The organism is Endozoicomonas sp. 2B-B (assembly GCF_053470045.1).
In genome coordinates, this window is sequence record NZ_JBLZMU010000001.1 from 4361837 (window position 1) to 4383177 (window position 21341).

The window sequence follows — 21341 nt, forward strand, 5'->3', positions numbered from 1 at the left end:
TGTGGGGGCATCTAATCAGTGTTTCTCCGAAATTGATCCCTGAACTGCTGCAAGCGTATCCACTCTTCTTCAATAGCCAGTAACTCTGAAAACAGCTCATCATCAACGATCGACTCACATTGATTGTCTTCTACAACCTCCTCCGGATGCTCTGCAATCCAGAAATGCTCGAATCGACCTTCAATCTGGAGGTTCAACAGATTAGACCGGACGATTCTGGCATCAGAATCCATCCTGATAACATCTTGCCTGTCTGAGACAAAGCGTCTAATCCTTGCAAAAAGGTTTTGCCAGAAAAAAAGAAACTCAGTATTTTCAGGATTGTTCCGGCCGGAGGCGGGCTCCTGACCCTGATCAGAATCGTCAACCATTGGTGCGTCCTTACTGCCTGTTCTAATAAACTGATTATAGAAGCCTGATTATATCTCGCCGAATATCCAGATTTTGGCAGTGTTTATGTCCATTTAATCAGGCAGGAAGGAGCGTTACAAGAACCCACTAAAGGAGAAAAAAGGCCATCAAAAAAGAGGTAACAGTTGAATAAACTAGCGAATAAAGCCGGACCAGCCCCGAGAGGCTGACCCGATACAGGCTCTTGGAAACTTATTTAATATCCAGAACCTGCTCTTCTATCTTTTGTTTCCAGATTTGTGGTCCGGTTTTGTGGACAGAATTACCAGTGTGATCGACTGCTACGGTCACAGGCATATCCTTAACCTCAAACTCGTAGATAGCTTCCATACCCAGTTCAGGGAAAGCAACGACTTCTGCTTTCTTGACAGCCTGGGAAACCAGGTAAGCGGCTCCACCTACAGCAATCAGATAGACAGATTCGTTATCCTTGATCGCCTCAATCGCAGCGTCACCCCGTTCAGCCTTGCCAATCATTCCAGCCAGACCGGTCTGCTCCAGCATAGTACGGGTAAATTTGTCCATACGAGTAGAAGTGGTTGGACCTGCCGGACCCACCACTTCGTCACGAACCGGATCAACAGGTCCTACGTAGTAGATAAAACGACCTTTCAGATCAACAGGCAACTCTTCGCCACGGGACATCATGTCAACCATGCGCTTATGGGCAGCATCACGACCGGTCAGAATTTTTCCTGACAGCAATACTGTGTCGCCCGGCTTCCAGCTCTTGGTCTCTTCTTTGGAGATATCGTCAACATTAACCTTGCGCACCCCTTCACTCATATCCAGAGCGACTTCAGGGTAATCATCCAGGCTCGGAGCTTCCTGAATAACAGGGCCATTGCCGTCCAGTACAAAGTGCGCATGTCGTGTGGCAGCACAGTTTGGAATCATCGCCACGGGCAGAGAGGCGGCATGAGTAGGATAGTCCTTGATCTTGATATCAAGCACCGTGGTGAGACCACCCAGACCCTGTGCACCAATACCCAGACTGTTGACAGCATCCATGATCCCCAAACGCAGCTCTTCAACCCGGTTACTGGGTCCACGCTCTCTGAGTTCATGGATATCAATGGGGTCCATCAGAGATTCCTTGGCAAGCACCATGGCTTTTTCAGCTGTTCCACCAATACCAATACCCAACATGCCCGGAGGACACCAGCCCGCACCCATCGTCGGTACGGTTTTCCTGACCCACTCAACAATATCATCAGAGGGGTTAAGCATGGCGAGCTTGGACTTGTTCTCGGAACCACCACCTTTGGCTGCCACCTGGACATCAACAGTATCTCCGGGCACGAGAGTCATGTGAATGACAGCAGGTGTGTTGTCTTTAGTGTTTTTGCGGGCACCTGCCGGATCTTCCAGAACAGAGGCACGCAGAACATTTTCCGGATGCGTATAGGCACGGCGAACACCTTCATTCACCATATCCTCGACACTTCGGTCACTTTCGAAGCGGACATTCATACCGATCTTCAGGAAGACCGTAACAATACCGGTATCCTGACAAATGGGTCGCTTGCCCATTGCACACATTCTGGAATTAATCAGAATCTGGGCCATGGCGTCTTTGGCAGCCTTGGAGGGCTCTTTTTTCCAGGCATCATGAACAGCGTGAATAAAGTCCAGTGGATGATAACAGGAGATAAATTGCAGAGCGTCAGCTACGCTCTCAATCAGATCCTCTTCACGAATTAGTGACATTGCGCTCCCCAACTCCCATGTTCGGTCCAGAAACCTGTCGGACTCAAAGCACAGCTCCAACAGACCCCGGATTTGCAAGCTTCAATCTATTGCGATCTCTGAAGAACAGCCTTCAGGACCCTGGCCGGTTCCCCGGCTCTGTTGTTTGGTTCTGATCTGAACAGAAACCTCTGTCATATAGATCAGAACATCAATGAAGAACCCTTCGAAACACGACAGTTTTATCGGTTTCCCATGAGCTTCCCCTCCTCATTTGTCCTGCCAGTATATCAATGCTTTGCATCAGAAAACATGGATTGAAAACAGGATCTATCACTTTTTGTCACGGATTACCGAAACAAAACGACAGACAATACCTGATAACACGAGCCACAACTGAATAATGCTCTCGGTTAATACGCAAAAAAGTAAAAAACACAACAGCATTGCAAAGCAGATTTCTCTTCAGAACAGAGCAGACTGGAAAAAAACGACAAGTGCAATAGGCTGATATTTTGGAATTGAATCGGTTACCGACTCAGAGGTCTACCTTATCTTCCATCGGTAGTCATAATACCCAGTCGGCTGTTAGTTGTCAGCTGCACTGTTTCAAGCCTGACAGGGTACAAATCTGAAAAACTTGGACCACGTCGAGACCAGAGCATGATTTATTTCTGCACAGAAGCAGAGATTGTTACCACTGCTGAGAACATAAAAAGTCATTAAGTTCTTCTTACTGAAAGACACCTGTCCGGCCTTCTGAGACCTTGATCTAAACGACAGAGATAGTATTCATTATCAGTTCTGATTGATCGTTCTCAAACCAATAACCAGAAACTCTGAACTCACAAATGGAAAATGATACTTGCACCTTTTCACCTGACAGCTATCATTTGGCTACCTTAAATGTGCAGATCAAAAAAGTTTGCCAAATTATCGAAGTTTTCACGTTAGTATTTCGTTATGCGATATTTATTTATAACTTTGATACCAGTCATCATTACAGGTCAAGCTTGGTCAGTAGGATGCAATAATTGTAAATTTGAAATTAATGCAGCAAGCAACTTTTGCCCTAATTGTGGTTTTCAAATTTCATTACAACTTTTACCAACTGGTCGCCTAAGGGGAGAAGACTCTGTCGCCAGAATGGCAATTGGAAAAAATATCAGTTCTGGAATCAGTACAAATAATAAACACAACACATCTCTACATTATCATTTGAGAAGATTGCTTGAACGAGCAAGGAAAGAAGGAAGGTTTTCAGCCTTATGGCGTGATATTGATTACCTCTGTAAATTTTCAGAACATAAGGATGATTTATTCTTTTTGTATGCCCACGCAGTAGCTTTAAGAAATATGGGAAAACTAGGACAAGCGTTGAGCACTTTAAATACATGCCTGGTAAAAACAAAGTTTTCCCACCCAACAAATCTCAGAAATTTGCAAATTTACTATGAACTTTCATTTGTTCACTCTTTGATGGGCAACCATAACGATGCAATTCATTATTATTATTTATTTTTTACAAACAGAGAAGATAGGGGAATAAATCAATCGACTGTAAATTCTGCAGTAAATTCAGCAGTGATAGCTATAACTTGTAACTCTGAAAATGCAGAAGCATACAGCTTACTTTTATATTGTTGGAAGAACTTGAAACAGAAAATAAATCCCGACAATCTTGAAAAAATGCGTATTTATGGATTTCACTGAATAAATAAGGATCTGATCTGGCAACACCCGAGAGAGCTATTGGATTCTGGCCTTATATCGAAGCGATCAAATAGCTGATTCAACACCGCAACATCGCACTAGTGAAGTCAGGGGCTGGATTCTATGTACATATCTACTGATGGGACCTTGGAATCAGCTTGATCGATTACCTGTAAATTTATTTTTGGAATCCACGGTAGTGTTTTGGCGTCTGATGGTGGTGAGGAATTTATTATCTGCCTTACACCATAAATTTGTGGGCCCTCAAGCTCACCTATGATTCTTTGTATTGCCCGCCTTTGTATTATCTCCCAAACTTCCCGGAGGCTTTTATCTGGTAATGCCTTGTTTGACGAGCTGGCTTGAGACGGTTTGCGAGATATATTAATTGCATATTTTGAGTTTCTGGATGAAAGAGAGTCTATCTCGACTTTGCCTTCTGTAGTGTTGGTGCTGACAAGCATTGTTACTGGAACATCAACCGTATCTTTTCTCTTCCTGTTGTTCTTTGCTCTTGATGTACGTGGGACTTCGATGCCCAGATTAATATGCCCTGTGATACGAAATTGGTAGTGATCCTGCTCATTCGTAGCGGGGCTTTCAGAGGCAGCAGCTGCATTGGAGGGTCCTTCTTCTGCAGGTGGCGGCCGTGGGGTGGTCTCAGCCAATGTGTTGGCAGAAGGCGCTTTTCTTTTCCGCTTTGATCGCGAGGTCTCCTTGTTGGCGCTTCTGTCGGAAGCTGGTTGTTCTTCTGGTGCTGGTTTATTTTCAGTGCTGGATGAAGCAGTGCTTCCGCAAGTAGTGACTATTGGATCATGAAGTATTGGATCAATCACATACAACTGATTCCGGTTTTCAATTTCAATTTCAATAGGCCCTATCGGGAGAGCGATTGCGAAACCAGATTGTTGGCCAGCCCCAGTGGCCATTTGAATTAAATTCTCGTGCGTAAGCATCTGAAGAGCATCAAGAGCCATTACCCCTTCCTCTAAAGAAGGAGAGAACAAGCGATCCGGAGTTGAGGAGTAAGAAGGCGGCCAGAGCTCTGCAACAAAATGTGGACTTTGACTGTAAAAAGACTCAGGAAAGATAATTGCAGCACTTGGTTGTGGTGGCTGTTGATTAAGTGAGGGACCAAGAGTATGTGAAATAATAAGGTGGCAATTATCCCCTTGCCGATGTGCGACGACAATTTCGTCATATATTTCATTAATAACAATGCTATATTCGGTGGTGCTATCAACAAAATCATCATCTGCACAAGCATTGATTACTGTAAACCCAAGCGTAAGTGTAAAGAATGTTCTTGCAAAAAGACTAGAGAAAAGCATCGTTTGATACCTGATTTACTACCAGACAGAAACATTCTGGCTGATCCATGATGACCAATTGGCCACTTATAATAGCACATAACCTCTGGTTCAAGTGCTGCGCATCAGCGCATTCCTTTGGAAACATTTGTTAGTTTGCGGGATTATGACTATATTGGAATGCTTTACCTGTTGTACTTTGCAGCCACAAAATACTAAAAATATTTTTACAGGAGTAAGATCATGTTTAATACACTGTATCTTTTACTATTTTTTATATTTTCTTTCTGTTCCTTGACTTGGGCGACCGTAGAAGTCATTGGGCCAAACACTTTCACCTATACAGATAGTACAGGTAGTACAAAAACTCGACAAATTCTTGGCCACACCAGGCCTGAGAATGTTGATCAATATTTACAACTGGCTACTTCCATGTCTGAAACCACCCTGAGAGTTGATAAAAATCTCAAAGAGAGAATTATAAGTAAAGTTTACGTTATTCAGTTTTCAGCTGATCCCGATGGCCTTGTTGACCAGATTGAAAACATTGGTTTTATTGTCATTTTGAATGATGGAACAGCTCTCCTTAGTTTTGATTTTTTGTCCGCACCAGGCCAGGTTGCGAGTAGCTTCGATCAAGCCGAAGCAGGAAATAGGTTAATGTCACTTATCTCCAAACATGCTACAGGAGTCGGTATGTTGGCTCAGGGCTCAACAGAGTCTCATTTGTGGTCACTGCCCTCATCCTCGTATCAAAATTTCAAGGAATCCGGCTTTCGCAGAGGCAAGAAAATAACCAATAGATATCAAGCAACCTTTCTGATCCCCTATCTGACTTTATCTGGTCAGGGGACTTTAGAAATAAGAAATCTTGGCACATACGAATACACCATTCTTGAATCTACTTCGGTACATTCGTAGCATTCTAATTCTGTCCGATTAAATGAAGGTCCTTAATTGAAGAATAAATTTGAATCTTGGACGAGGCTAATTTTACTATCCATCACAATCTTATGTCTCTCATCAGCTTGCTTCTCGAATTATGAAGGACATGATGAGAGTGAAGTAACTATGGAAGATCAAAATTTTTGGTATCACACTTTTCAAGAGTCATTGTATTACTACATCTATATACCAGTGGATTATTACATAAGTCCAAGAGGTATCTTTCGTTTGTCATCAATATTAGCAATGGGATACAGAAACTATTATAAATTTTATTTACATCGAAGAGCTGATGATAGAATAACTCGTTGGCTTTTAAGATTTTCGCTTGCAATTATACCTGCGAATTTTATTTATGATATTTTAGAAGATAGAACAGCCTCAGGTGATAGTGATATTCCTAAAATAAAAACACGTAAAATTAATGGTTCCCCTGCTTTTAAAATAGAGCTTTCGAGCTTATCAAAAAACAGTGCTCTACAGAATATATCAAAACCATTACTAAGTCGTGGTGTTAACAGCATTATATTCACCTCCTCCATAATAGACGACGAAATACATCTTTTAGGAGAGTTAACACAAATTAGCAAAAACGATAAAATATTCTTTGATATTTTTTTCCCCAAATTAAATTCTGACAGCTATTATTGGCTTGAACTTTCCCGCTGTGTCAGGATAGTTGTCCCGCTCACTGATTAACCAATAAAAGCTAGACAGTGGGCGATGGACGTTGAATATGCCTCGTTTTTCAGAGGAACGTAAATCAGCTGTTTTGAAAAAACTGTTACCACCACACAATCGCTCTGTGCCGGATGTTGCCAGAGAGGAAGGTATCAGCGAACAAACCCTGTATAATTGGCGTAAAAAACTACGGGACAAAGGATTACCTGTGCCAGGGAACGAACAAAAATCAGAACAATGGTCTGCTGAAAGCAAGTTTGCCGTGGTCGTCGAAACCGCTGCTTTGTCAGAAACAGAGTTAAGTGAATACTGCCGTAAAAAAGGGCTTTATCCTCAACAAGTCAAGGAGTGGAAGCACGCTTGTATTTCAGGTGCTGTTCAGGCTTCTCAGCGTGCAGACCAGGAAAGCAAGCAATTAAAACAAGAGCGTAAGCGCAATCAGAGCCTTGAAAAAGAGCTTCGCCGTAAAGACAAGGCGTTGGCAGAAGCTGCAGCCCTGCTGGTGCTATCAAAAAAGCTCGATGCCTTCTACGGGATAGACAGCGAGGACAACTGACACCTGTCGATAAGCGCCGCCAACTGCTGACATGGTTTGATGAGGCTATAGCAAACGGCGCTTCTCGCTGGAAGGCTGCTGAACAATTGGAAATATCCCTGAAAACACTGAATCGCTGGCGCGATGACAATGGTGCAGTGTTAACGGACAAACGCCCGGATGCCTTGCGCCCGGTACCCTCTAACAAACTGACTGAGGAAGAGGAGCAACGTATTCTGACTATCAGTAATGAAGATGAGTATGCGAGCCTGCCACCATCGCAGATCGTGCCAGCCCTTGCAGACAAGGGAGTATACGTTGCTTCTGAATCTAGCTTTTACCGTGTGTTGAAAAAGTATGGTCAGTTGCACCACCGCGGTCGTTCAAGAAAGCGATCGAAAAGCAACAAGCCGACAACCTATGTTGCTACTGGCCCTAACCAGGTCTGGTGTTGGGACATCAGCGGAGTTTTTCAAGATAGTTGTCCCGAAAACTGAATTTTAGGCTGCCTTTTTCTCGTTAATTCTTGCTTCAGACAACCGCTCAGGATTCAGTGCAACCGCACCTACAGGCTCCCAGTTTCTGATAACTCCTGACCAGCGCGTTGGATTAGCTTCTCGCGCTTTGGTATACACCTGTTTCCGGTGATTCAGGATTTCCTGATCTCTTTTCTCATGCCGTTGCGCAGGTGTCACAAAGCGGATTGAGCTATGGCGGTGTTCATTGTTATAAAAGCGCTCAAACTTCAGCATCCACTGTCGACTGTGTTCTAACGTCAGAAAACCTTGAGATGGCCACTGAGGACAGTACTTCACCGTTTTAAAGATCGATTCTGCAAATGCGTTATCGTTACTCACCCTTGGGCGACTATGAGAGGGAATAATGCCCAATTCCTCAAGCTTGGCCTTAAAGGTACTCGACGTCATTGGAGCCCCATTGTCTGAGTGCAGTACAAGCGGTGTTTTAGTGCATTTTTCAGCCACCATTGTCCGGTTAATCAGTTCACTGGCTAACTCACCAGACTCACGGCTATGAATCTCCCAACCAACAATCTTACGACTGTAAACGTCCAGTATCAGGTAGAGGTACCAGAACTGGCCGCGTACCCTGGAAGGTATGTAACTGATGTCCCAACACCAGACCTGGTTAGGGCCAGTAGCAACATAGGTTGTCGGCTTGTTGCTTTTCGATCGCTTTCTTGAACGACCGCGGTGGTGCAACTGACCATACTTTTTCAACACACGGTAAAAGCTAGATTCAGAAGCAACGTATACTCCCTTGTCTGCAAGGGCTGGCACGATCTGCGATGGTGGCAGGCTCGCATACTCATCTTCATTACTGATAGTCAGAATACGTTGCTCCTCTTCCTCAGTCAGTTTGTTAGAGGGTACCGGGCGCAAGGCATCCGGGCGTTTGTCCGTTAACACTGCACCATTGTCATCGCGCCAGCGATTCAGTGTTTTCAGGGATATTTCCAATTGTTCAGCAGCCTTCCAGCGAGAAGCGCCGTTTGCTATAGCCTCATCAAACCATGTCAGCAGTTGGCGGCGCTTATCGACAGGTGTCAGTTGTCCTCGCTGTCTATCCCGTAGAAGGCATCGAGCTTTTTTGATAGCACCAGCAGGGCTGCAGCTTCTGCCAACGCCTTGTCTTTACGGCGAAGCTCTTTTTCAAGGCTCTGATTGCGCTTACGCTCTTGTTTTAATTGCTTGCTTTCCTGGTCTGCACGCTGAGAAGCCTGAACAGCACCTGAAATACAAGCGTGCTTCCACTCCTTGACTTGTTGAGGATAAAGCCCTTTTTTACGGCAGTATTCACTTAACTCTGTTTCTGACAAAGCAGCGGTTTCGACGACCACGGCAAACTTGCTTTCAGCAGACCATTGTTCTGATTTTTGTTCGTTCCCTGGCACAGGTAATCCTTTGTCCCGTAGTTTTTTACGCCAATTATACAGGGTTTGTTCGCTGATACCTTCCTCTCTGGCAACATCCGGCACAGAGCGATTGTGTGGTGGTAACAGTTTTTTCAAAACAGCTGATTTACGTTCCTCTGAAAAACGAGGCATATTCAACGTCCATCGCCCACTGTCTAGCTTTTATTGGTTAATCAGTGAGCGGGACAACTATCCTGACACAGCGGGTCAGTTACATACCTTCCAGGGTACGCGGCCAGTTCTGGTACCTCTACCTGATACTGGACGTTTACAGTCGTAAGATTGTTGGTTGGGAGATTCATAGCCGTGAGTCTGGTGAGTTAGCCAGTGAACTGATTAACCGGACAATGGTGGCTGAAAAATGCACTAAAACACCGCTTGTACTGCACTCAGACAATGGGGCTCCAATGACGTCGAGTACCTTTAAGGCCAAGCTTGAGGAATTGGGCATTATTCCCTCTCATAGTCGCCCAAGGGTGAGTAATGATAACGCATTTGCAGAATCGATCTTTAAAACGGTGAAGTACTGTCCTCAGTGGCCATCTCAAGGTTTTCTGACGTTAGAACACAGTCGACAGTGGATGCTGAAGTTTGAGCGCTTTTATAACAATGAACACCGCCATAGCTCAATCCGCTTTGTGACACCTGCGCAACGGCATGAGAAAAGAGATCAGGAAATCCTGAATCACCGGAAACAGGTGTATACCAAAGCGCGAGAAGCTAATCCAACGCGCTGGTCAGGAGTTATCAGAAACTGGGAGCCTGTAGGTGCGGTTGCACTGAATCCTGAGCGGTTGTCTGAAGCAAGAATTAACGAGAAAAAGGCAGCCTAAAATTCAGTTTTCGGGACAACTATCTTGAAAAACTCCGCTTTGTTGCAACAAATATATTGATTGTAATATTTTTTCTTCAACTCCATTAAGTGTACTGTCAGAAGAAGTGGTCGGTGAGTTAGTCATTTTTTTAGATGGCAACTATGATTTTCTGGCTTCAAGCAGCAATTTTAACAGAGCCAAAGGGATTGACTTTTCAATTAGTGAAGAGTTTGTTGTAGCAAAAATACAACGGATAGAGTCCGACATCTTTTCTTATTCTATATGTAATACTCAAACTGATACTTTGCAAATAAAAAGCAACCAACTGAACTTCTCTAATGAAACTTTAGTTTTCGAATTTAAAGAAAAATTATCTTTTCAGCCTGAAGGATGGCTTGCATATACCATAAAATTAGCTTTTAAACAGCTTGAACATATTTTTCTTATCATGACAATTGATGCGTTGTTTGAAGATTTTTTTCTAGGAGAGTGCGCTATTTGCCATAAAAACATGATCGTAGGAAAAGTTTCGATGGCTGGCTGTCATAGGCATTATTTTTGTACCTTATGCCTGCGTCAATGGGCACAACATGGCTCTGGAAGGTGTCCATATTGCAATAGGTAGTGCCAAGCCTAACAGCTATCAGAACCCCAGTAATTGATATTGGATATTACACTCATGCAGTTTATACCCTCTGAATCAGGAATAATAAATTCACTTGGAGCTATCCCAACTTCTCAGTCTTTTGGAACCTTTAGTATGCGTTCAGATCTATCTGCCAGTACCCAACATCAAGCCATTGGTTAAATTTAAAACCAACTTTTTCAAAGTGTGCTAATTTTACCATTCCAAGCTTCTCATGGAGCTTGACGCTGGAAGCATTTGGAAGGGTAATCCCACTGATCGCCATACGAACCCCAGATTCTTTGAGTCTTTGGAGCAGTAATGAATACAGCTTTGTGCCAAGCCATTTGCCTGACATTTTATGCGATAAATAAACAGTTATCCCAACAGAGAAGCGGTAGGCACTTCTATCACCCTGCTGGTATTTTTATTTTTACTGGTCGCGAACAATAAGTATTCCTAACACAGTTGTTACTATTCATTGAACTCTTTGACAACAGAACAGTCAAACTAATTATTAACGATCAAATCGATTCTCTTAAAGAGAACAAAATAAAAATAGTAGGGATAGCTCAAGCAGCGCTATACAAATCCCTGAGTGCAATGATATGGAAAAAGTTTACTTTAAATACAGATAATTTTAAGTCAGATGAGCATCTTGATCGAAGTTTATAAAGCCTGCTTCAGCCACTTCCCGAAGGCGAGACATGTGGATGGACGAAGTCTCGGAAGAAACTGGAATCATTTGTTAGCATCTATGCTTGTTTTTTTAGGGAGTAAGTACAATGAAAAAATATACTTTAATAATCGCAATATGTTGCTCACTAGTAACTCAATATGCAAAGTCAGCCCCTCTCCCAAAAAATGAGGATGAATTGAGCACTTTGCACGCATTAATTAATATGACCCTCACAGATTCAGCAACTATTGAAGATAAAGAATCTAATATAACGGTCGTTCTTACAAAGTCAGATACACCTCTGCTAAAAACAGAGGATGAATTGAGCACTTTACACGCAGTAACAAATATGAGCCTCACAGATTCAGATTCAGATTCAGATTCAGATTCAGTGAATACTGAAGATAAAGAGCCTTACAAAACAGTCGGTTTTATAAAGAGATATAATATTGATAAGCAAATTTATTATGGATTATTATTAGGTGCAATACATTTTACAGAGTATCGAATTTTGTATTTTTGCATTTTACGCCCTCTGTCATTAGTACATGACCCATACGATGGAAAATTAACATTTTTAGAGGCTGTTTCAGGAGCTATCGTTGAAGAGGCTATATTTAATGGTTTGTTGCTCCCTTTAATCAATTACTCTATAGAATTGGCAACTAACAGTAGCACCAAGTTTGATGAAGAAATATTTATTTTAAGTTACAACCATCATGATAAAAAAATATTTATTATGAGTAACATCATCAAATCCACAGCATTTGGACTTTTACACCTTGCCAACAAGAACCCATTAATGGCACAAGTCCTGATATCAATGACCAACTCATTCGCAAGAGGACAATTTACTAAACATTATGGTTTACTAAGTGCGATTGTAGCTCATGTTTCTTTAAACTCTATGGGTTATTTAGTCTACATCTATAGCAGACGAGAGCACTTTTAGCGACTAACAGTTATTAGCAGTCAAACGAGCGACATTAGTTATGACTCAGACGCGTCTCCCCCCTAAGCAAGGGAGAATAAACTCATTTGAGTATACCCAAACCTTTCAGTTTGTCATAAAGCCATTAATAACCAATAGGCTATTAGCTATTTTTCCTATTTTTTGGTTTGCATACTTTTAGGTTGAGCAAACTGCATCGTTACAGATGCACTTTATTTTCCTCTATAAAACAGTATTTTTCCCACACTGCCGTCAGGCGATCTATATTTGAAGATCTTGTTATAATTTGATAGGACACGGGGACACAACAAGTTCGTTATTGCTTAAATACAACAGCACCCACGAAAAAACATGGGTGTTTCCGTAGTAAAAAGCATTAAGGTAAGATACCACCATGCCTGTTATCACACTGTCTAACCGGGCCTACCCGGTCGATAAAAACCAGAGCCTGCTGGACTCCTTACTGGCAAAGGGTGAAAAAATACCTTTCTCCTGTCGTTCAGGTATCTGTCATGCCTGCATGATGAAAGCTGACACAGGTCATCTCAGCGAGCGGAGCCAGGCTGGGCTGAGCAGTGAAAAAGTTCGTGAGGGGTATTTTCTTGCCTGCCAGTGTCTGCCTGAAAATGATATGACTGTCTCCCTGCCCGGCAGGAGCCACACCCAGGCCATCATTACCGAAAAACAGTTCTTATGCCCTACCGTTGTGGCTCTGACTCTCGCCCCCAGGCATCCGATGAACTATTTTCCCGGCCAGCATGTCTTTATCGATATAGGGCTACAAGTTAATAAAGAGTGCTATCTGGCCTCAGTGCCATCACTGGATCAGACGATGGTCATCCAGGTCCAGCGCAAGGTGGCAGATCCTTTCAGCACCTGGGCGCACGATTCTGCCGAAACAGGACAAAAAATCAGCATCAGCAGCCCCCGCGGAATCAATCTATGTGGAAGCCTGCTGGATATCCCTGACCAGATACTGATCGCTCAGGAAGTGGCACTGGCCCCCATACTGGCTTATGTCCGTGAAGCTTTGCACAATACCGGGTCCTCATCACAACTTAGAATTCATCTGATCCACGAGGCGTATAGCAGCAACGATCACTTCGGTATAGCGCTATTGGAAGCACTTTCACAAATGGATCAGTTCAGTTATGCCCTGACAACCGGAAGACAGGATTATGGGCAATGGCTGGACTCGGCTTTACCAGAAGCTTCATCGATTAGAGTTATTTGTGCCGGTGAGGCATCATTCTGTAAACCTATTGAGGAATCTTGCTCACAGCGCCCAGGTATTAACTACACGGCCTTGAACAGTGAATTTTCCTGATCCACTTTTCTCTTCGCAACCCTCGCGTCTTCCTGTTAATCTAAAATCATATATCTGATCGTCCAAGCATGATTTAAAAGGTGGAAATGGAAGTATGACTATGCAAGATCGTGTCAGTGACAAACTGACCACTGCCCTGGAGCTTGAACACTTTGAAATATTCAATGAAAGCCATATGCACAATGTGCCGCCGGGTTCTGAATCTCATTTTAAAGTGGTTTTGGTTAGCCAGTCGTTTGAGGAGCAGATGCCGGTTAAACGCCATCAGCTGATTTACAAAATTCTGTCTGATGAGATGCAAGGGGGCATTCATGCTCTGGCCCTTCATACTTATACCCCCGGTGAATGGTACGAGCGTAAGGGCCTGGCACCTGTCAGTCCGGACTGCAAAGGCGGCAGCAAGCACTGAACTCTCTCAAACGGCCACAACCAGAGCAGGCCGCTAAAAGTAAGTTTTGCCACCTTCATGGATGAAAGGCATTTCACAATTGGTAATGGAGAGCCCCAGGACGTGTGCGGCGGTGTTCAGTTCGAGTTGGATGGCCTGACCATCAAAACCTTTTTCCCAAATCCCAAAGCCCGTTTGCCGGTATTGAGCCTGCAGGGCCAGCAGATTCTGGTTCCCTGGGGACGCCGTGAGGGTCAGCCTGGTCACACACCACAAGGAGGTTGGGCAAGACTGGAATCCATTAAAAAGGGTATTTGGAATCGGTTTAGCCCCAAACCTGTCAAAATAAGTGTCGATGCCTTTATGGAAAAAGATGAAGCAGGCGAGAGTCATTGGTTTCTCTTGGAAAACCAACAGTTTATACAAGGGCTGATCGCTACTGATGGCCCTTTTACCCGGCTTTATGTCGTAACAGAAGAGAACGAACAAAGTTGCCACAAGAGTCACCGTTGGCCCAGAGTAATGGATGCACCGGAACCCCTCAGAACCGCATCAGGGGGACTTTTTTAGCAGCAGCCCGCACCACCCTCCTTTCTTGTCTCGATTATTGGCATCAGTTCAGCTCATCACTGCGTTATACACTTTAGTGCAATGATTATCTCGGTAAATCATACTTTTCAGCAGACAAACTTTGATAGACACTCTACCTCAGTTAAAGCAAATACCTTAATCAAACGACGACACGAACCATGACAGCTTATAAAAAAACTCGCCGACTTTTTGCCCTGCCCTTTATGTTGGTCAGCGCCCTGTTTCTAACAGCCTGTTCAACGCAGCAAAAAATTGATACTGAAGAACAACCCTTCAGCGGCTATCTGGAAAACTATGAAAGACTGACTGCTTTTGATGACGATACTGCCATGCGCTGGGTCAGTGGTGATCTGAAAAAGTATAAAAAGGTCTATGTTGAACCCGTTAATCTGTTCCCGAATTACAATGCAACCAATGATGCCCAGCGGGAAGTAGCTACTAAAGTCGCTGACTACCTGAACAATGGTTTCAGAGAAGGTCTGAAGCAGCGTGGGATGCTGGCAGAAAAGCCGGGACCGGGCGTCCTGGTCATTCAGCCTGCCATTACCGGCATTGTGTCAGAAATGCAGGACCTCAGACCCAGACAATTCGTTCTCCCCGTCGCAGTTGCCAGAACACTGATCAAAACAGCCACCGACCGACTGGATTACATAGTAGCCCTCTATTTGGAAGTACAACTGAGAGACGGCGAAACGGGCAAGCTTGAGGGTGAAGTGCTGCGTAAAGGAATCAATAAGCAATCGGATAATGATGAAGTCACAAAGGAAGATGTCAAAGCGGTTCTGGATGACTGGTTGGAATTCTACAACCGTGGTCTGGACAAGCTAACCAACAAAGAGCAGTAAAACCCACCAACACGGCTGCCTGTCAGAAACATCAGGCAGCCAGCCCTTTATTCCCCTTAACGACTCAGGACACCGAGGTGTGCAGCCCACACTCCCGATTACCAATCACTTTGGTAGGGTCGTAATAATCTTCTTCAATAGGAAGGTCGTTCATGACCAGATACTCTTCAACATCCAGCTCTGACCAGTTCAACAGAGGGGCCACCCGGTAATAACCATCTTTGGTTTCACTGACGACCTCTAGCCCCTGACGAAAAGCGGTCTGGTCTTTCCTGATGGCCGTCAACCAATAGTCCGGAGAGAAACTCTGCATGGCCCGTCCAAAAGGCTCAAGTTTGACCTGACGGGTAAATTCGTCATGAGCAGGCGTATCCACCTCCGGCACACCGCCCATAATGGCATCGCGGTAAGCACGACTGTACTCTGGATGATAAATCTGAATGTTCAACTCCAGCTTCTGGATTAAACCCCGGGCGAAGCGGTACGTAGCATGCGTCCCGTAGCCTGAATCAATCCAGATAACCGGCAAATCAGGTTGAACCCGGGTAGCCATATGCAGAATGGCAGCCTCATGGGGACCAAAGTTGGTGGTAACCAGCGGCTTGACGGCCTTTTGCAGAGCCCAGCGGATTATCTCTTGTGGCGAGCGCTCGGCAAGCTCACGGTTTATGGTCTCCAGATCCATTGACTTCCCCCGAAATGTTTCTTCTTTAACACTTATGTCTTGATTCATTCGAACTATAGGTGATGAAGTTCCCGGGAAGCAATGCATCGTCTAGAACATATCTTTCTTTGCAAATAGTGAGTTGGACTAATGCCCCAGGTCAGAATTAAGACAATTGCAAAAGAATGATAAAAATCAGATCTTCCGTACCACATGAAGACCATGCCTGACAGGTAAGAGAACATTATCCAGATCCTCTCTGGAAGACAGATAACGATTAAGCTCTGCAATCACCTCGTCCCGCTCATCCTGAGGATTCAAAACACCACCTTTCCAGAGGGCATCGTCAATGACAATAAGCCCCCCCTGCTTGAGCATGGGGAGTATAAGCTCCAGGTATTCAAAGTACTTTTTCTTGTCGGCATCAATAAAAACAAAGTCGAGCTCACCCTCGATGGTAGGGATGGTTTCCAACGCTTTGCCAAACAGTACTTTCAACTTATGAGAATGAAGTGATCGATCAAAGAATTCCTCTGCAATAGCAATGGCTCGCGGGTTGGTTTCACAACAGTAAATTTCCCCATCCTCTGGCAGTGCTTCTGCCATGGATAAAGCCGCGTAGCCGGTGAACATGCCGATTTCCAACACTCTTCTGCTATTGCTCAGGGCCACCAGCAGTTTCAGGGTTTGTCCCACCATTCTTCCTGACATGTTCCCCGGGTAGCGGGTCCGGTCCTCCGTCGCCTGGGCCAGCTCTTTCAGAAGTGACGATTCACCGCCGGTAATGTCATGGCAATATTGTTCAATATCGGGATTTACAATGACCGTCATGGCCCTTCCTTCACTGCATTAACGGGCTGATTCTATCAGCAGCCTGCTGAGTAAAAAATGCCTTTTAACCATGCCCGGTTGATAAACTCATGGTAGGATTTGAAGTAGCTTCCCGAACCCTCTGAACAAGTCAGACAGGAACAAGGGGCTCAATCAAAAAAATAAAAAAAATCCATCACTCACCCAACCCCTCCAAGGCAGTAGACTGTGACAGAAAAACCCATTATAGAAATAGAATATTGTAGCCAGTGTCAGTGGCTGCTTCGCTCTGCCTGGCTGGCTCAGGAACTGCTCAGTACGTTCAGTACTGACCTGGGAGAGGTGAGACTGAAGCCCGGAACAGGTGGTATCTTTATCATCACCCTGAACGGTGAACAGATCTGGGAGAGAAAACAGGACGGCGGCTTTCCTCAGCCCAAGCAGATCAAACAGAAAGTTCGTGACTTGATAGATCCGGAACGGAATCTCGGCCACAACGACCGTTGATTTATGTTACTCCGATCAAAGTGAGGCTCTGACGATCAACCAGAGCCTTTTTCAAATATTTACGACATTTAAACCCAGTCTGACGCCGGCTTTTTGCGGAATCGGATCATTGGCAGGAACAGCCCCAGCAGAATCCCTATGATTATCGTACCACCCCCATAGAGGTACCAACGCATAGTGCTGCTGCGAATCAGCTGGTTATTTTCAGCCTCAACCACCTCAATCCGGTTTTTCAGCTGCAAATTTTCTTCCATCAATTGTTTGTTCCGACGATCCAGTGCCTGAGGGTCGGCGGTGGCTTCTCTCAGGGCAATAAACTGAGAGGTTTTGTCATCCAGCAATCCGGCAGTTTCCTGAAGAGAACCTTTTACACTTTTCAGCTCATTCTCAGTGGCAGATAGCTCAGACTTCAGAGCCGTATTTTCTTTGCTCAGCCGCGAAACGTTTGCCAGCACTTTTGGCAGACGCTCTCTGGCAGGCTGTTCGGCCACCAGGTACTGACGGGGGATATAACCTTCTGATCCATCGGCCATTCTGACCTTGCTGAACCCTTCTCCGGCGTCAGCTTCGAGAACAGTCATTTTCAGCCCTGTTTTCAGGCCCCGATGCAAAATCCGGTATTGATTACCAGGCCCTGACCGCATTGGCACATAAACGACATCCGTAACATAACGTGTTTCAGCCTCTACTGGTTCAGCCTGAACCATTGAACCCAGCAGTACTAAACCGGTGAGTGATAAAAACAGTTTGGGTAAGGTTTGTTTCACGTTTTCTCTCTTAACCAGGCTGCCCTGTTATCAGAATTATTCGAACAGGGCCGCATCCTGCAAAACTTAATTATAAAAATGACAGACTTCCGGAAGGAAAATCAGGGCAGTACTCGCTTGAATGGCTTCACACTTACAGAATGATAGACACCGGCGGCCACGTAGGGATCATCATCAGCCCAGGATTGCGCGGCTTCGAGGCTGTCAAATTCAGCAATAACAATACTGCCACTGAATCCGGCTTCGCCCGGATCGTTACTGTCGATAGCAGGACAGGGGCCTGCCAGGATCAGACGCCCCTGAGACTTCAATACCTCAAGCCTTTCCAGATGAGCAGGTCTGGCTGTCTTGCGCAGAGACAGACTATTGTCAACATCTTCACTGATGACTGCGTAAAGCATTTATTTTTCCTCAGCCTGTATATGTCTCGAGATGACCAGAAACTGCAAGACAACAAAGACAAAAGTAAGAATCAGGCTACCAAACACCTTAAAGTCAACCCAGAACTCGTGGAAGGTGAAAGCCACATAAAGGTTAGCGGCACCCAGTAGTGCAAAGAATACAACCCAGCTCAGATTCATACGAATCCAGATCTCATCCGGCAGGCTGATGGCATGCTCCATCATTCTCTGAACCAGGCTTTTCTGGCCAACAAACTGACTGCCCAGAAAGGCGGCAGCAAAGATCCAGTTTACAATCGGCGCTTTCCATTTCAGGAAGTTTTCGTCCTGAAAGGCCAGGGTCATGCCACCGAATAAAACCACGGCCATAAGCGTAATCACCTGGCTCTTTTCAAGGGTTTTGTTCTTGATAAAGCTGCCACCATAAACAATGACAGAGGCAATGATCAGGAAGAAAGTGCCACTGATAGCACCTCCGACCTCAAGGGAATATCCGGCTACATCCACCATTCTGGGGTCCATCTTGTAGACCGTAAAAAAGATAATAAGTGGAATAAAATCAATCAGTTGCTTCATATTAAACCAGTCGGGTTACCTTGTGATTTACTTCGATATTTCGCTCAGGGTTTCTCACTAACCAAGTTCAGAGCTCGTTAAATCATCCTGTAGTTTACTATGGAACGGCTGCATTGCCATGTCTGGTCGACTCCACCCTGCCAACTTTTTAAAAGCCTTTACAGTTCCATTGGTGGTAGAGTGTACAGACAGTTACTACTTATTTGTATCGCAATGACCCTGAATGTCGACCTCCATTGTCACACCACCGCATCCGATGGTTCCATGGGACCACTGGAAGTTTATGAACGAGCACGTGATAAAGGTGTCGATATACTGGCTATTACGGACCATGATTCGGTGGCTGCACACCAGTTTCTCTCCAATAAAACACTCTCTGGCCCCAGGCTGATCACCGGGACGGAATTATCAACCACCTGGTCTGCCATGGAAATCCATATTGTCGGTCTTAACTTTTCCCTGTCGAACCCGGATCTTGAACGAATCATCCATCACCAGTGCTCCGCCAGAAAGCAACGATCTCTGATGATCGCCAGCCGTCTGATGAAACAACTGAAACTGAAGATCAGCGCTGACACTTTGATGAATGAAGTCATTGATCTGGCATTGAACCGGCAGAAACAATCGCCTGACGGCTTTGTTTTATCCAGAGAAAATATCCAGACAGGCCGACCTCATTTCGCCCAATGGCTGATTGAAAAAGGCTACGTCAAAGAGATGCAAGCAGCTTTTGACAGGCATCTGTCGCACCAGAAAATAGGCAACTTGAAGGCCTTCTGGCCTCCCATGGGTCAGGCCGTAGCCTGGATCAGAGCCCTGAATGGTACGGCTGTGTTAGCTCACCCCGGAAAATACAAAATGACCCGCACCAAGCTCAGAGCTCTGGTCAAAGACTTCAAACTGGCTGGCGGCCATGCCCTGGAAGTCAGTGGCTGCCAACAACCTCCCGGACAGCGGGAAGCACTGGCAAGCCTTTGCCAGGACTTTGAACTCAGAGCCTCAAGAGCCAGTGACTTTCATACCCCCGCCAAACCTTGGGTAGAACTGGGCAGAGCGCCAGAACTTCCCAAGGGTGCTCTGCCCGTCTGGGAGAACTGGTAGATAATTTACTAATGCCTGAGTGCCAGAAAACACTGATTCTCACGCTCCCTTGCTCAATTAACCATCCCTCCATAGTTCGGTAACTTTTGCTAAGTGACCGGAACTTCTGGTCACCACATGGCGACTATCGTTGCTAAAGCTGGCCGATAAGATCTTTTCAGAATGGGAAACGGTGGCTTTTCGTTGCCATGATCCGTCAGCCTTCCGACCAATGATTTGAGCTCTGCGATCAAAACTGGCAGTCAGCAAATGATCGCCATCGGCATTGAAGGTGGCTGATCTGATCGAATTATTATGATGAATGGTCGTTTCTTTCCACCATGATCCATCGGTCCTCTTACCAGTGATTTGCACCTTGTCATCTCTACCAACGGTCGCCACACGGCTACTATCTGGGCTAAAGACGGCTGAGATAACACTTTTTTCGTGGGAAATGATCGCTTTTATTTTCCATGTTCCATCGTCTTCCCGGCCATAGATTCTTGCCTCATGATCATCACCAGCTGTCACCAGATAGCGGCCATCCGGGCTTAAGCTGGCAGAGTTGACAGAGTTATCATGGACAATGACGATTTCTGTTTTCCATGATTTATCCGCCTGCAGACCATGGATTTTCACCGTATTATCGTTACCGACACTGACCACATGGCGTCCATCAGTACTAAAGGTGGCTGAACTGATCGAATCATTATGGTTAATGAACATTTTTGGCTCCCATGATCCATCGTCCGCTCGCCCATAGATTTTTGCCGTAGGATCCTCACCAACGGTCAGTACATGGCAACTGTCGGGACTGAAGGTGGCTGAGTTGACAACATCGTCATGAGCAATGATGGCTTCTTCTACCCATGATTTGTCATCCTTCTGGCCATAGATTCTCGCAGTATGATCCATACTGGCGGTGACTAGCAGCCTGTCGGACTTGAGCGTCCGTAGCGAGGATTGCGAGAAATTGAGGATAAAAATTTCTGATTCCGAGGAGAATAGCGAGCTATTTGACGAGGGAGCAGGAATTTTTAGACCAATTTATCGCAACCGCAGTAGGACAGTCTTAAGTCCGACAGGCTGCTAGGAGC

Annotated in this window: 23 protein-coding genes and 2 pseudogenes; 14 read left to right on the forward strand and 11 right to left on the reverse strand. The window is 45.0% G+C overall.

The features are described from left to right. Positions 1–11: 11 nt before the first annotated feature. Entirely contained in the window at positions 12–371 is a 360-nt protein-coding gene (locus ACOMHB_RS16970) for a hypothetical protein (RefSeq protein ID WP_448217510.1), read from the reverse strand. A 232-nt stretch (positions 372–603) separates the two neighbouring features. Next, positions 604–2121, reverse strand: coding sequence for a fumarate hydratase (locus ACOMHB_RS16975; RefSeq protein ID WP_448217511.1), 1518 nt, complete (start codon positions 2119–2121; stop codon positions 604–606). Between the two features lie 942 nt (positions 2122–3063). Here ACOMHB_RS16975 and ACOMHB_RS16980 point away from each other — a divergent pair. Continuing rightward, a complete protein-coding gene (locus tag ACOMHB_RS16980; RefSeq protein WP_448217512.1) occupies positions 3064–3813 on the forward strand; it encodes a hypothetical protein in 750 nt (249 codons plus the stop codon). Positions 3814–3920: 107 nt separating this feature from the next. On the opposite strand, the gene ACOMHB_RS16985 is transcribed toward ACOMHB_RS16980, so the two are convergent. Further along, positions 3921–5144 (reverse strand): hypothetical protein, encoded by a 1224-nt coding sequence (locus tag ACOMHB_RS16985; RefSeq protein WP_448217513.1) that lies wholly within the window; start codon positions 5142–5144, stop codon positions 3921–3923. A 222-nt stretch (positions 5145–5366) separates the two neighbouring features. On the opposite strand from ACOMHB_RS16985, the gene ACOMHB_RS16990 reads away from it, so the two are divergent. The 4 genes from ACOMHB_RS16990 to ACOMHB_RS17005 all read left to right on the forward strand — a co-directional run bounded on the left by ACOMHB_RS16990 (position 5367) and on the right by ACOMHB_RS17005 (position 7781). Next, positions 5367–6044, forward strand: coding sequence for a hypothetical protein (locus ACOMHB_RS16990; RefSeq protein ID WP_422138360.1), 678 nt, complete (start codon positions 5367–5369; stop codon positions 6042–6044). Positions 6045–6194: 150 nt separating this feature from the next. Continuing rightward, on the forward strand, positions 6195–6767 hold the full coding sequence (locus tag ACOMHB_RS16995) for a hypothetical protein (RefSeq protein ID WP_448217514.1): 573 nt from the start codon (positions 6195–6197) through the stop codon (positions 6765–6767). 37 nt (positions 6768–6804) lie between these two features. Further along, positions 6805–7305: a transposase gene (locus tag ACOMHB_RS17000; RefSeq protein WP_448217515.1), complete on the forward strand. Its 501-nt coding sequence runs from the start codon at positions 6805–6807 to the stop codon at positions 7303–7305. Between the two features lie 86 nt (positions 7306–7391). Then, complete coding sequence (locus ACOMHB_RS17005; RefSeq protein ID WP_448217516.1) at positions 7392–7781, forward strand: helix-turn-helix domain-containing protein; 390 nt, start codon at positions 7392–7394, stop codon at positions 7779–7781. A gap of 3 nt (positions 7782–7784) precedes the next feature. On the opposite strand, the gene ACOMHB_RS17010 is transcribed toward ACOMHB_RS17005, so the two are convergent. Next, a protein-coding gene (locus ACOMHB_RS17010) for an IS3 family transposase (RefSeq protein WP_448215008.1) occupies positions 7785–9349 on the reverse strand; the annotation gives its coding sequence in 2 pieces (ribosomal slippage) (positions 7785–8896 and positions 8896–9349; 1566 coding nt in all). A 74-nt stretch (positions 9350–9423) separates the two neighbouring features. Between ACOMHB_RS17010 and ACOMHB_RS17015 the strand changes: the two are divergent. Next, positions 9424–10050 (forward strand): annotated as a pseudogene (locus ACOMHB_RS17015) (transposase); the annotation flags it as partial. A gap of 106 nt (positions 10051–10156) precedes the next feature. After that, positions 10157–10657, forward strand: coding sequence for an RING finger protein (locus ACOMHB_RS17020; protein ID WP_448217517.1), 501 nt, complete (start codon positions 10157–10159; stop codon positions 10655–10657). 130 nt (positions 10658–10787) lie between these two features. Here the strand turns inward: ACOMHB_RS17020 and ACOMHB_RS17025 are convergent. After that, positions 10788–11057, reverse strand: a pseudogene (locus ACOMHB_RS17025) (GNAT family N-acetyltransferase); the annotation flags it as partial. Positions 11058–11442: 385 nt separating this feature from the next. On the opposite strand from ACOMHB_RS17025, the gene ACOMHB_RS17030 reads away from it, so the two are divergent. From ACOMHB_RS17030 to ACOMHB_RS17050, 5 genes are all read left to right on the forward strand, one after another. Further along, positions 11443–12288 carry a CPBP family glutamic-type intramembrane protease gene (locus ACOMHB_RS17030; RefSeq protein ID WP_448217518.1) on the forward strand — a complete coding sequence of 282 codons (846 nt, stop codon included), beginning with the start codon at positions 11443–11445 and terminating at the stop codon, positions 12286–12288. A gap of 394 nt (positions 12289–12682) precedes the next feature. Next, entirely contained in the window at positions 12683–13615 is a 933-nt protein-coding gene (locus ACOMHB_RS17035; protein ID WP_448217519.1) for a 2Fe-2S iron-sulfur cluster-binding protein, read from the forward strand. Positions 13616–13709: 94 nt separating this feature from the next. Further along, positions 13710–14024 (forward strand): BolA family protein, encoded by a 315-nt coding sequence (locus ACOMHB_RS17040; RefSeq protein ID WP_422134317.1) that lies wholly within the window; start codon positions 13710–13712, stop codon positions 14022–14024. Between the two features lie 57 nt (positions 14025–14081). After that, positions 14082–14573, forward strand: a complete 492-nt coding sequence (locus ACOMHB_RS17045) for a hypothetical protein (protein WP_448217520.1) — start codon at positions 14082–14084, stop codon at positions 14571–14573. 179 nt (positions 14574–14752) lie between these two features. After that, positions 14753–15439: a DUF3313 domain-containing protein gene (locus ACOMHB_RS17050; protein WP_422134319.1), complete on the forward strand. Its 687-nt coding sequence runs from the start codon at positions 14753–14755 to the stop codon at positions 15437–15439. Positions 15440–15503: 64 nt separating this feature from the next. Here ACOMHB_RS17050 and ACOMHB_RS17055 read toward each other — a convergent pair whose 3' ends face one another. Both ACOMHB_RS17055 and ACOMHB_RS17060 read right to left on the reverse strand, forming a co-directional pair. Beyond that, on the reverse strand, positions 15504–16124 hold the full coding sequence (locus ACOMHB_RS17055; protein ID WP_448217521.1) for a phosphoadenosine phosphosulfate reductase domain-containing protein: 621 nt from the start codon (positions 16122–16124) through the stop codon (positions 15504–15506). A 174-nt stretch (positions 16125–16298) separates the two neighbouring features. Beyond that, positions 16299–16934: an O-methyltransferase gene (locus tag ACOMHB_RS17060; RefSeq protein WP_448217522.1), complete on the reverse strand. Its 636-nt coding sequence runs from the start codon at positions 16932–16934 to the stop codon at positions 16299–16301. A gap of 207 nt (positions 16935–17141) precedes the next feature. On the opposite strand from ACOMHB_RS17060, the gene ACOMHB_RS17065 reads away from it, so the two are divergent. After that, on the forward strand, positions 17142–17420 hold the full coding sequence (locus ACOMHB_RS17065) for an Rdx family protein (RefSeq protein WP_422134322.1): 279 nt from the start codon (positions 17142–17144) through the stop codon (positions 17418–17420). Positions 17421–17488: 68 nt separating this feature from the next. Here ACOMHB_RS17065 and ACOMHB_RS17070 read toward each other — a convergent pair whose 3' ends face one another. From ACOMHB_RS17070 to ispZ, 3 genes are all read right to left on the reverse strand, one after another. Beyond that, positions 17489–18187 (reverse strand): TIGR04211 family SH3 domain-containing protein, encoded by a 699-nt coding sequence (locus ACOMHB_RS17070; RefSeq protein WP_448217523.1) that lies wholly within the window; start codon positions 18185–18187, stop codon positions 17489–17491. Positions 18188–18288: 101 nt separating this feature from the next. Continuing rightward, positions 18289–18588, reverse strand: coding sequence for a YciI family protein (locus ACOMHB_RS17075; RefSeq protein WP_422134324.1), 300 nt, complete (start codon positions 18586–18588; stop codon positions 18289–18291). Continuing rightward, a complete protein-coding gene (ispZ, locus tag ACOMHB_RS17080) occupies positions 18589–19164 on the reverse strand; it encodes a septation protein IspZ (RefSeq protein ID WP_422134325.1) in 576 nt (191 codons plus the stop codon). It abuts the gene before it with no gap. A gap of 180 nt (positions 19165–19344) precedes the next feature. On the opposite strand from ispZ, the gene ACOMHB_RS17085 reads away from it, so the two are divergent. Then, entirely contained in the window at positions 19345–20265 is a 921-nt protein-coding gene (locus tag ACOMHB_RS17085) for a PHP domain-containing protein (RefSeq protein WP_422134326.1), read from the forward strand. 57 nt (positions 20266–20322) lie between these two features. Here ACOMHB_RS17085 and ACOMHB_RS17090 read toward each other — a convergent pair whose 3' ends face one another. Next, a complete protein-coding gene (locus tag ACOMHB_RS17090; protein ID WP_448217524.1) occupies positions 20323–21159 on the reverse strand; it encodes a WD40 repeat domain-containing protein in 837 nt (278 codons plus the stop codon). Positions 21160–21341 lie beyond the last annotated feature (182 nt).

Excerpts from the sequence above, each read along its gene's own strand:
- ACOMHB_RS16970 (WP_448217510.1), bottom strand. The coding sequence starts at position 371 with ATGGTTGACGATTCTGATCAGGGTCAGGAGCCCGCCTCCGGCCGGAAC.
- ACOMHB_RS16975 (WP_448217511.1), bottom strand. The coding sequence starts at position 2,121 with ATGTCACTAATTCGTGAAGAGGATCTGATTGAGAGCGTAGCTGACGCT.
- ACOMHB_RS16980 (WP_448217512.1), top strand. The coding sequence starts at position 3,064 with ATGCGATATTTATTTATAACTTTGATACCAGTCATCATTACAGGTCAA.
- ACOMHB_RS16985 (WP_448217513.1), bottom strand. The coding sequence starts at position 5,144 with ATGCTTTTCTCTAGTCTTTTTGCAAGAACATTCTTTACACTTACGCTT.
- ACOMHB_RS16990 (WP_422138360.1), top strand. The coding sequence starts at position 5,367 with ATGTTTAATACACTGTATCTTTTACTATTTTTTATATTTTCTTTCTGT.
- ACOMHB_RS16995 (WP_448217514.1), top strand. The coding sequence starts at position 6,195 with ATGGAAGATCAAAATTTTTGGTATCACACTTTTCAAGAGTCATTGTAT.
- ACOMHB_RS17000 (WP_448217515.1), top strand. The coding sequence starts at position 6,805 with ATGCCTCGTTTTTCAGAGGAACGTAAATCAGCTGTTTTGAAAAAACTG.
- ACOMHB_RS17030 (WP_448217518.1), top strand. The coding sequence starts at position 11,443 with ATGAAAAAATATACTTTAATAATCGCAATATGTTGCTCACTAGTAACT.
- ACOMHB_RS17035 (WP_448217519.1), top strand. The coding sequence starts at position 12,683 with ATGCCTGTTATCACACTGTCTAACCGGGCCTACCCGGTCGATAAAAAC.
- ACOMHB_RS17040 (WP_422134317.1), top strand. The coding sequence starts at position 13,710 with ATGACTATGCAAGATCGTGTCAGTGACAAACTGACCACTGCCCTGGAG.
- ACOMHB_RS17045 (WP_448217520.1), top strand. The coding sequence starts at position 14,082 with ATGGATGAAAGGCATTTCACAATTGGTAATGGAGAGCCCCAGGACGTG.
- ACOMHB_RS17050 (WP_422134319.1), top strand. The coding sequence starts at position 14,753 with ATGACAGCTTATAAAAAAACTCGCCGACTTTTTGCCCTGCCCTTTATG.
- ACOMHB_RS17055 (WP_448217521.1), bottom strand. The coding sequence starts at position 16,124 with ATGGATCTGGAGACCATAAACCGTGAGCTTGCCGAGCGCTCGCCACAA.
- ACOMHB_RS17060 (WP_448217522.1), bottom strand. The coding sequence starts at position 16,934 with ATGACGGTCATTGTAAATCCCGATATTGAACAATATTGCCATGACATT.
- ACOMHB_RS17075 (WP_422134324.1), bottom strand. The coding sequence starts at position 18,588 with ATGCTTTACGCAGTCATCAGTGAAGATGTTGACAATAGTCTGTCTCTG.
- ispZ (WP_422134325.1), bottom strand. The coding sequence starts at position 19,164 with ATGAAGCAACTGATTGATTTTATTCCACTTATTATCTTTTTTACGGTC.
- ACOMHB_RS17090 (WP_448217524.1), bottom strand. The coding sequence starts at position 21,159 with ATGGATCATACTGCGAGAATCTATGGCCAGAAGGATGACAAATCATGG.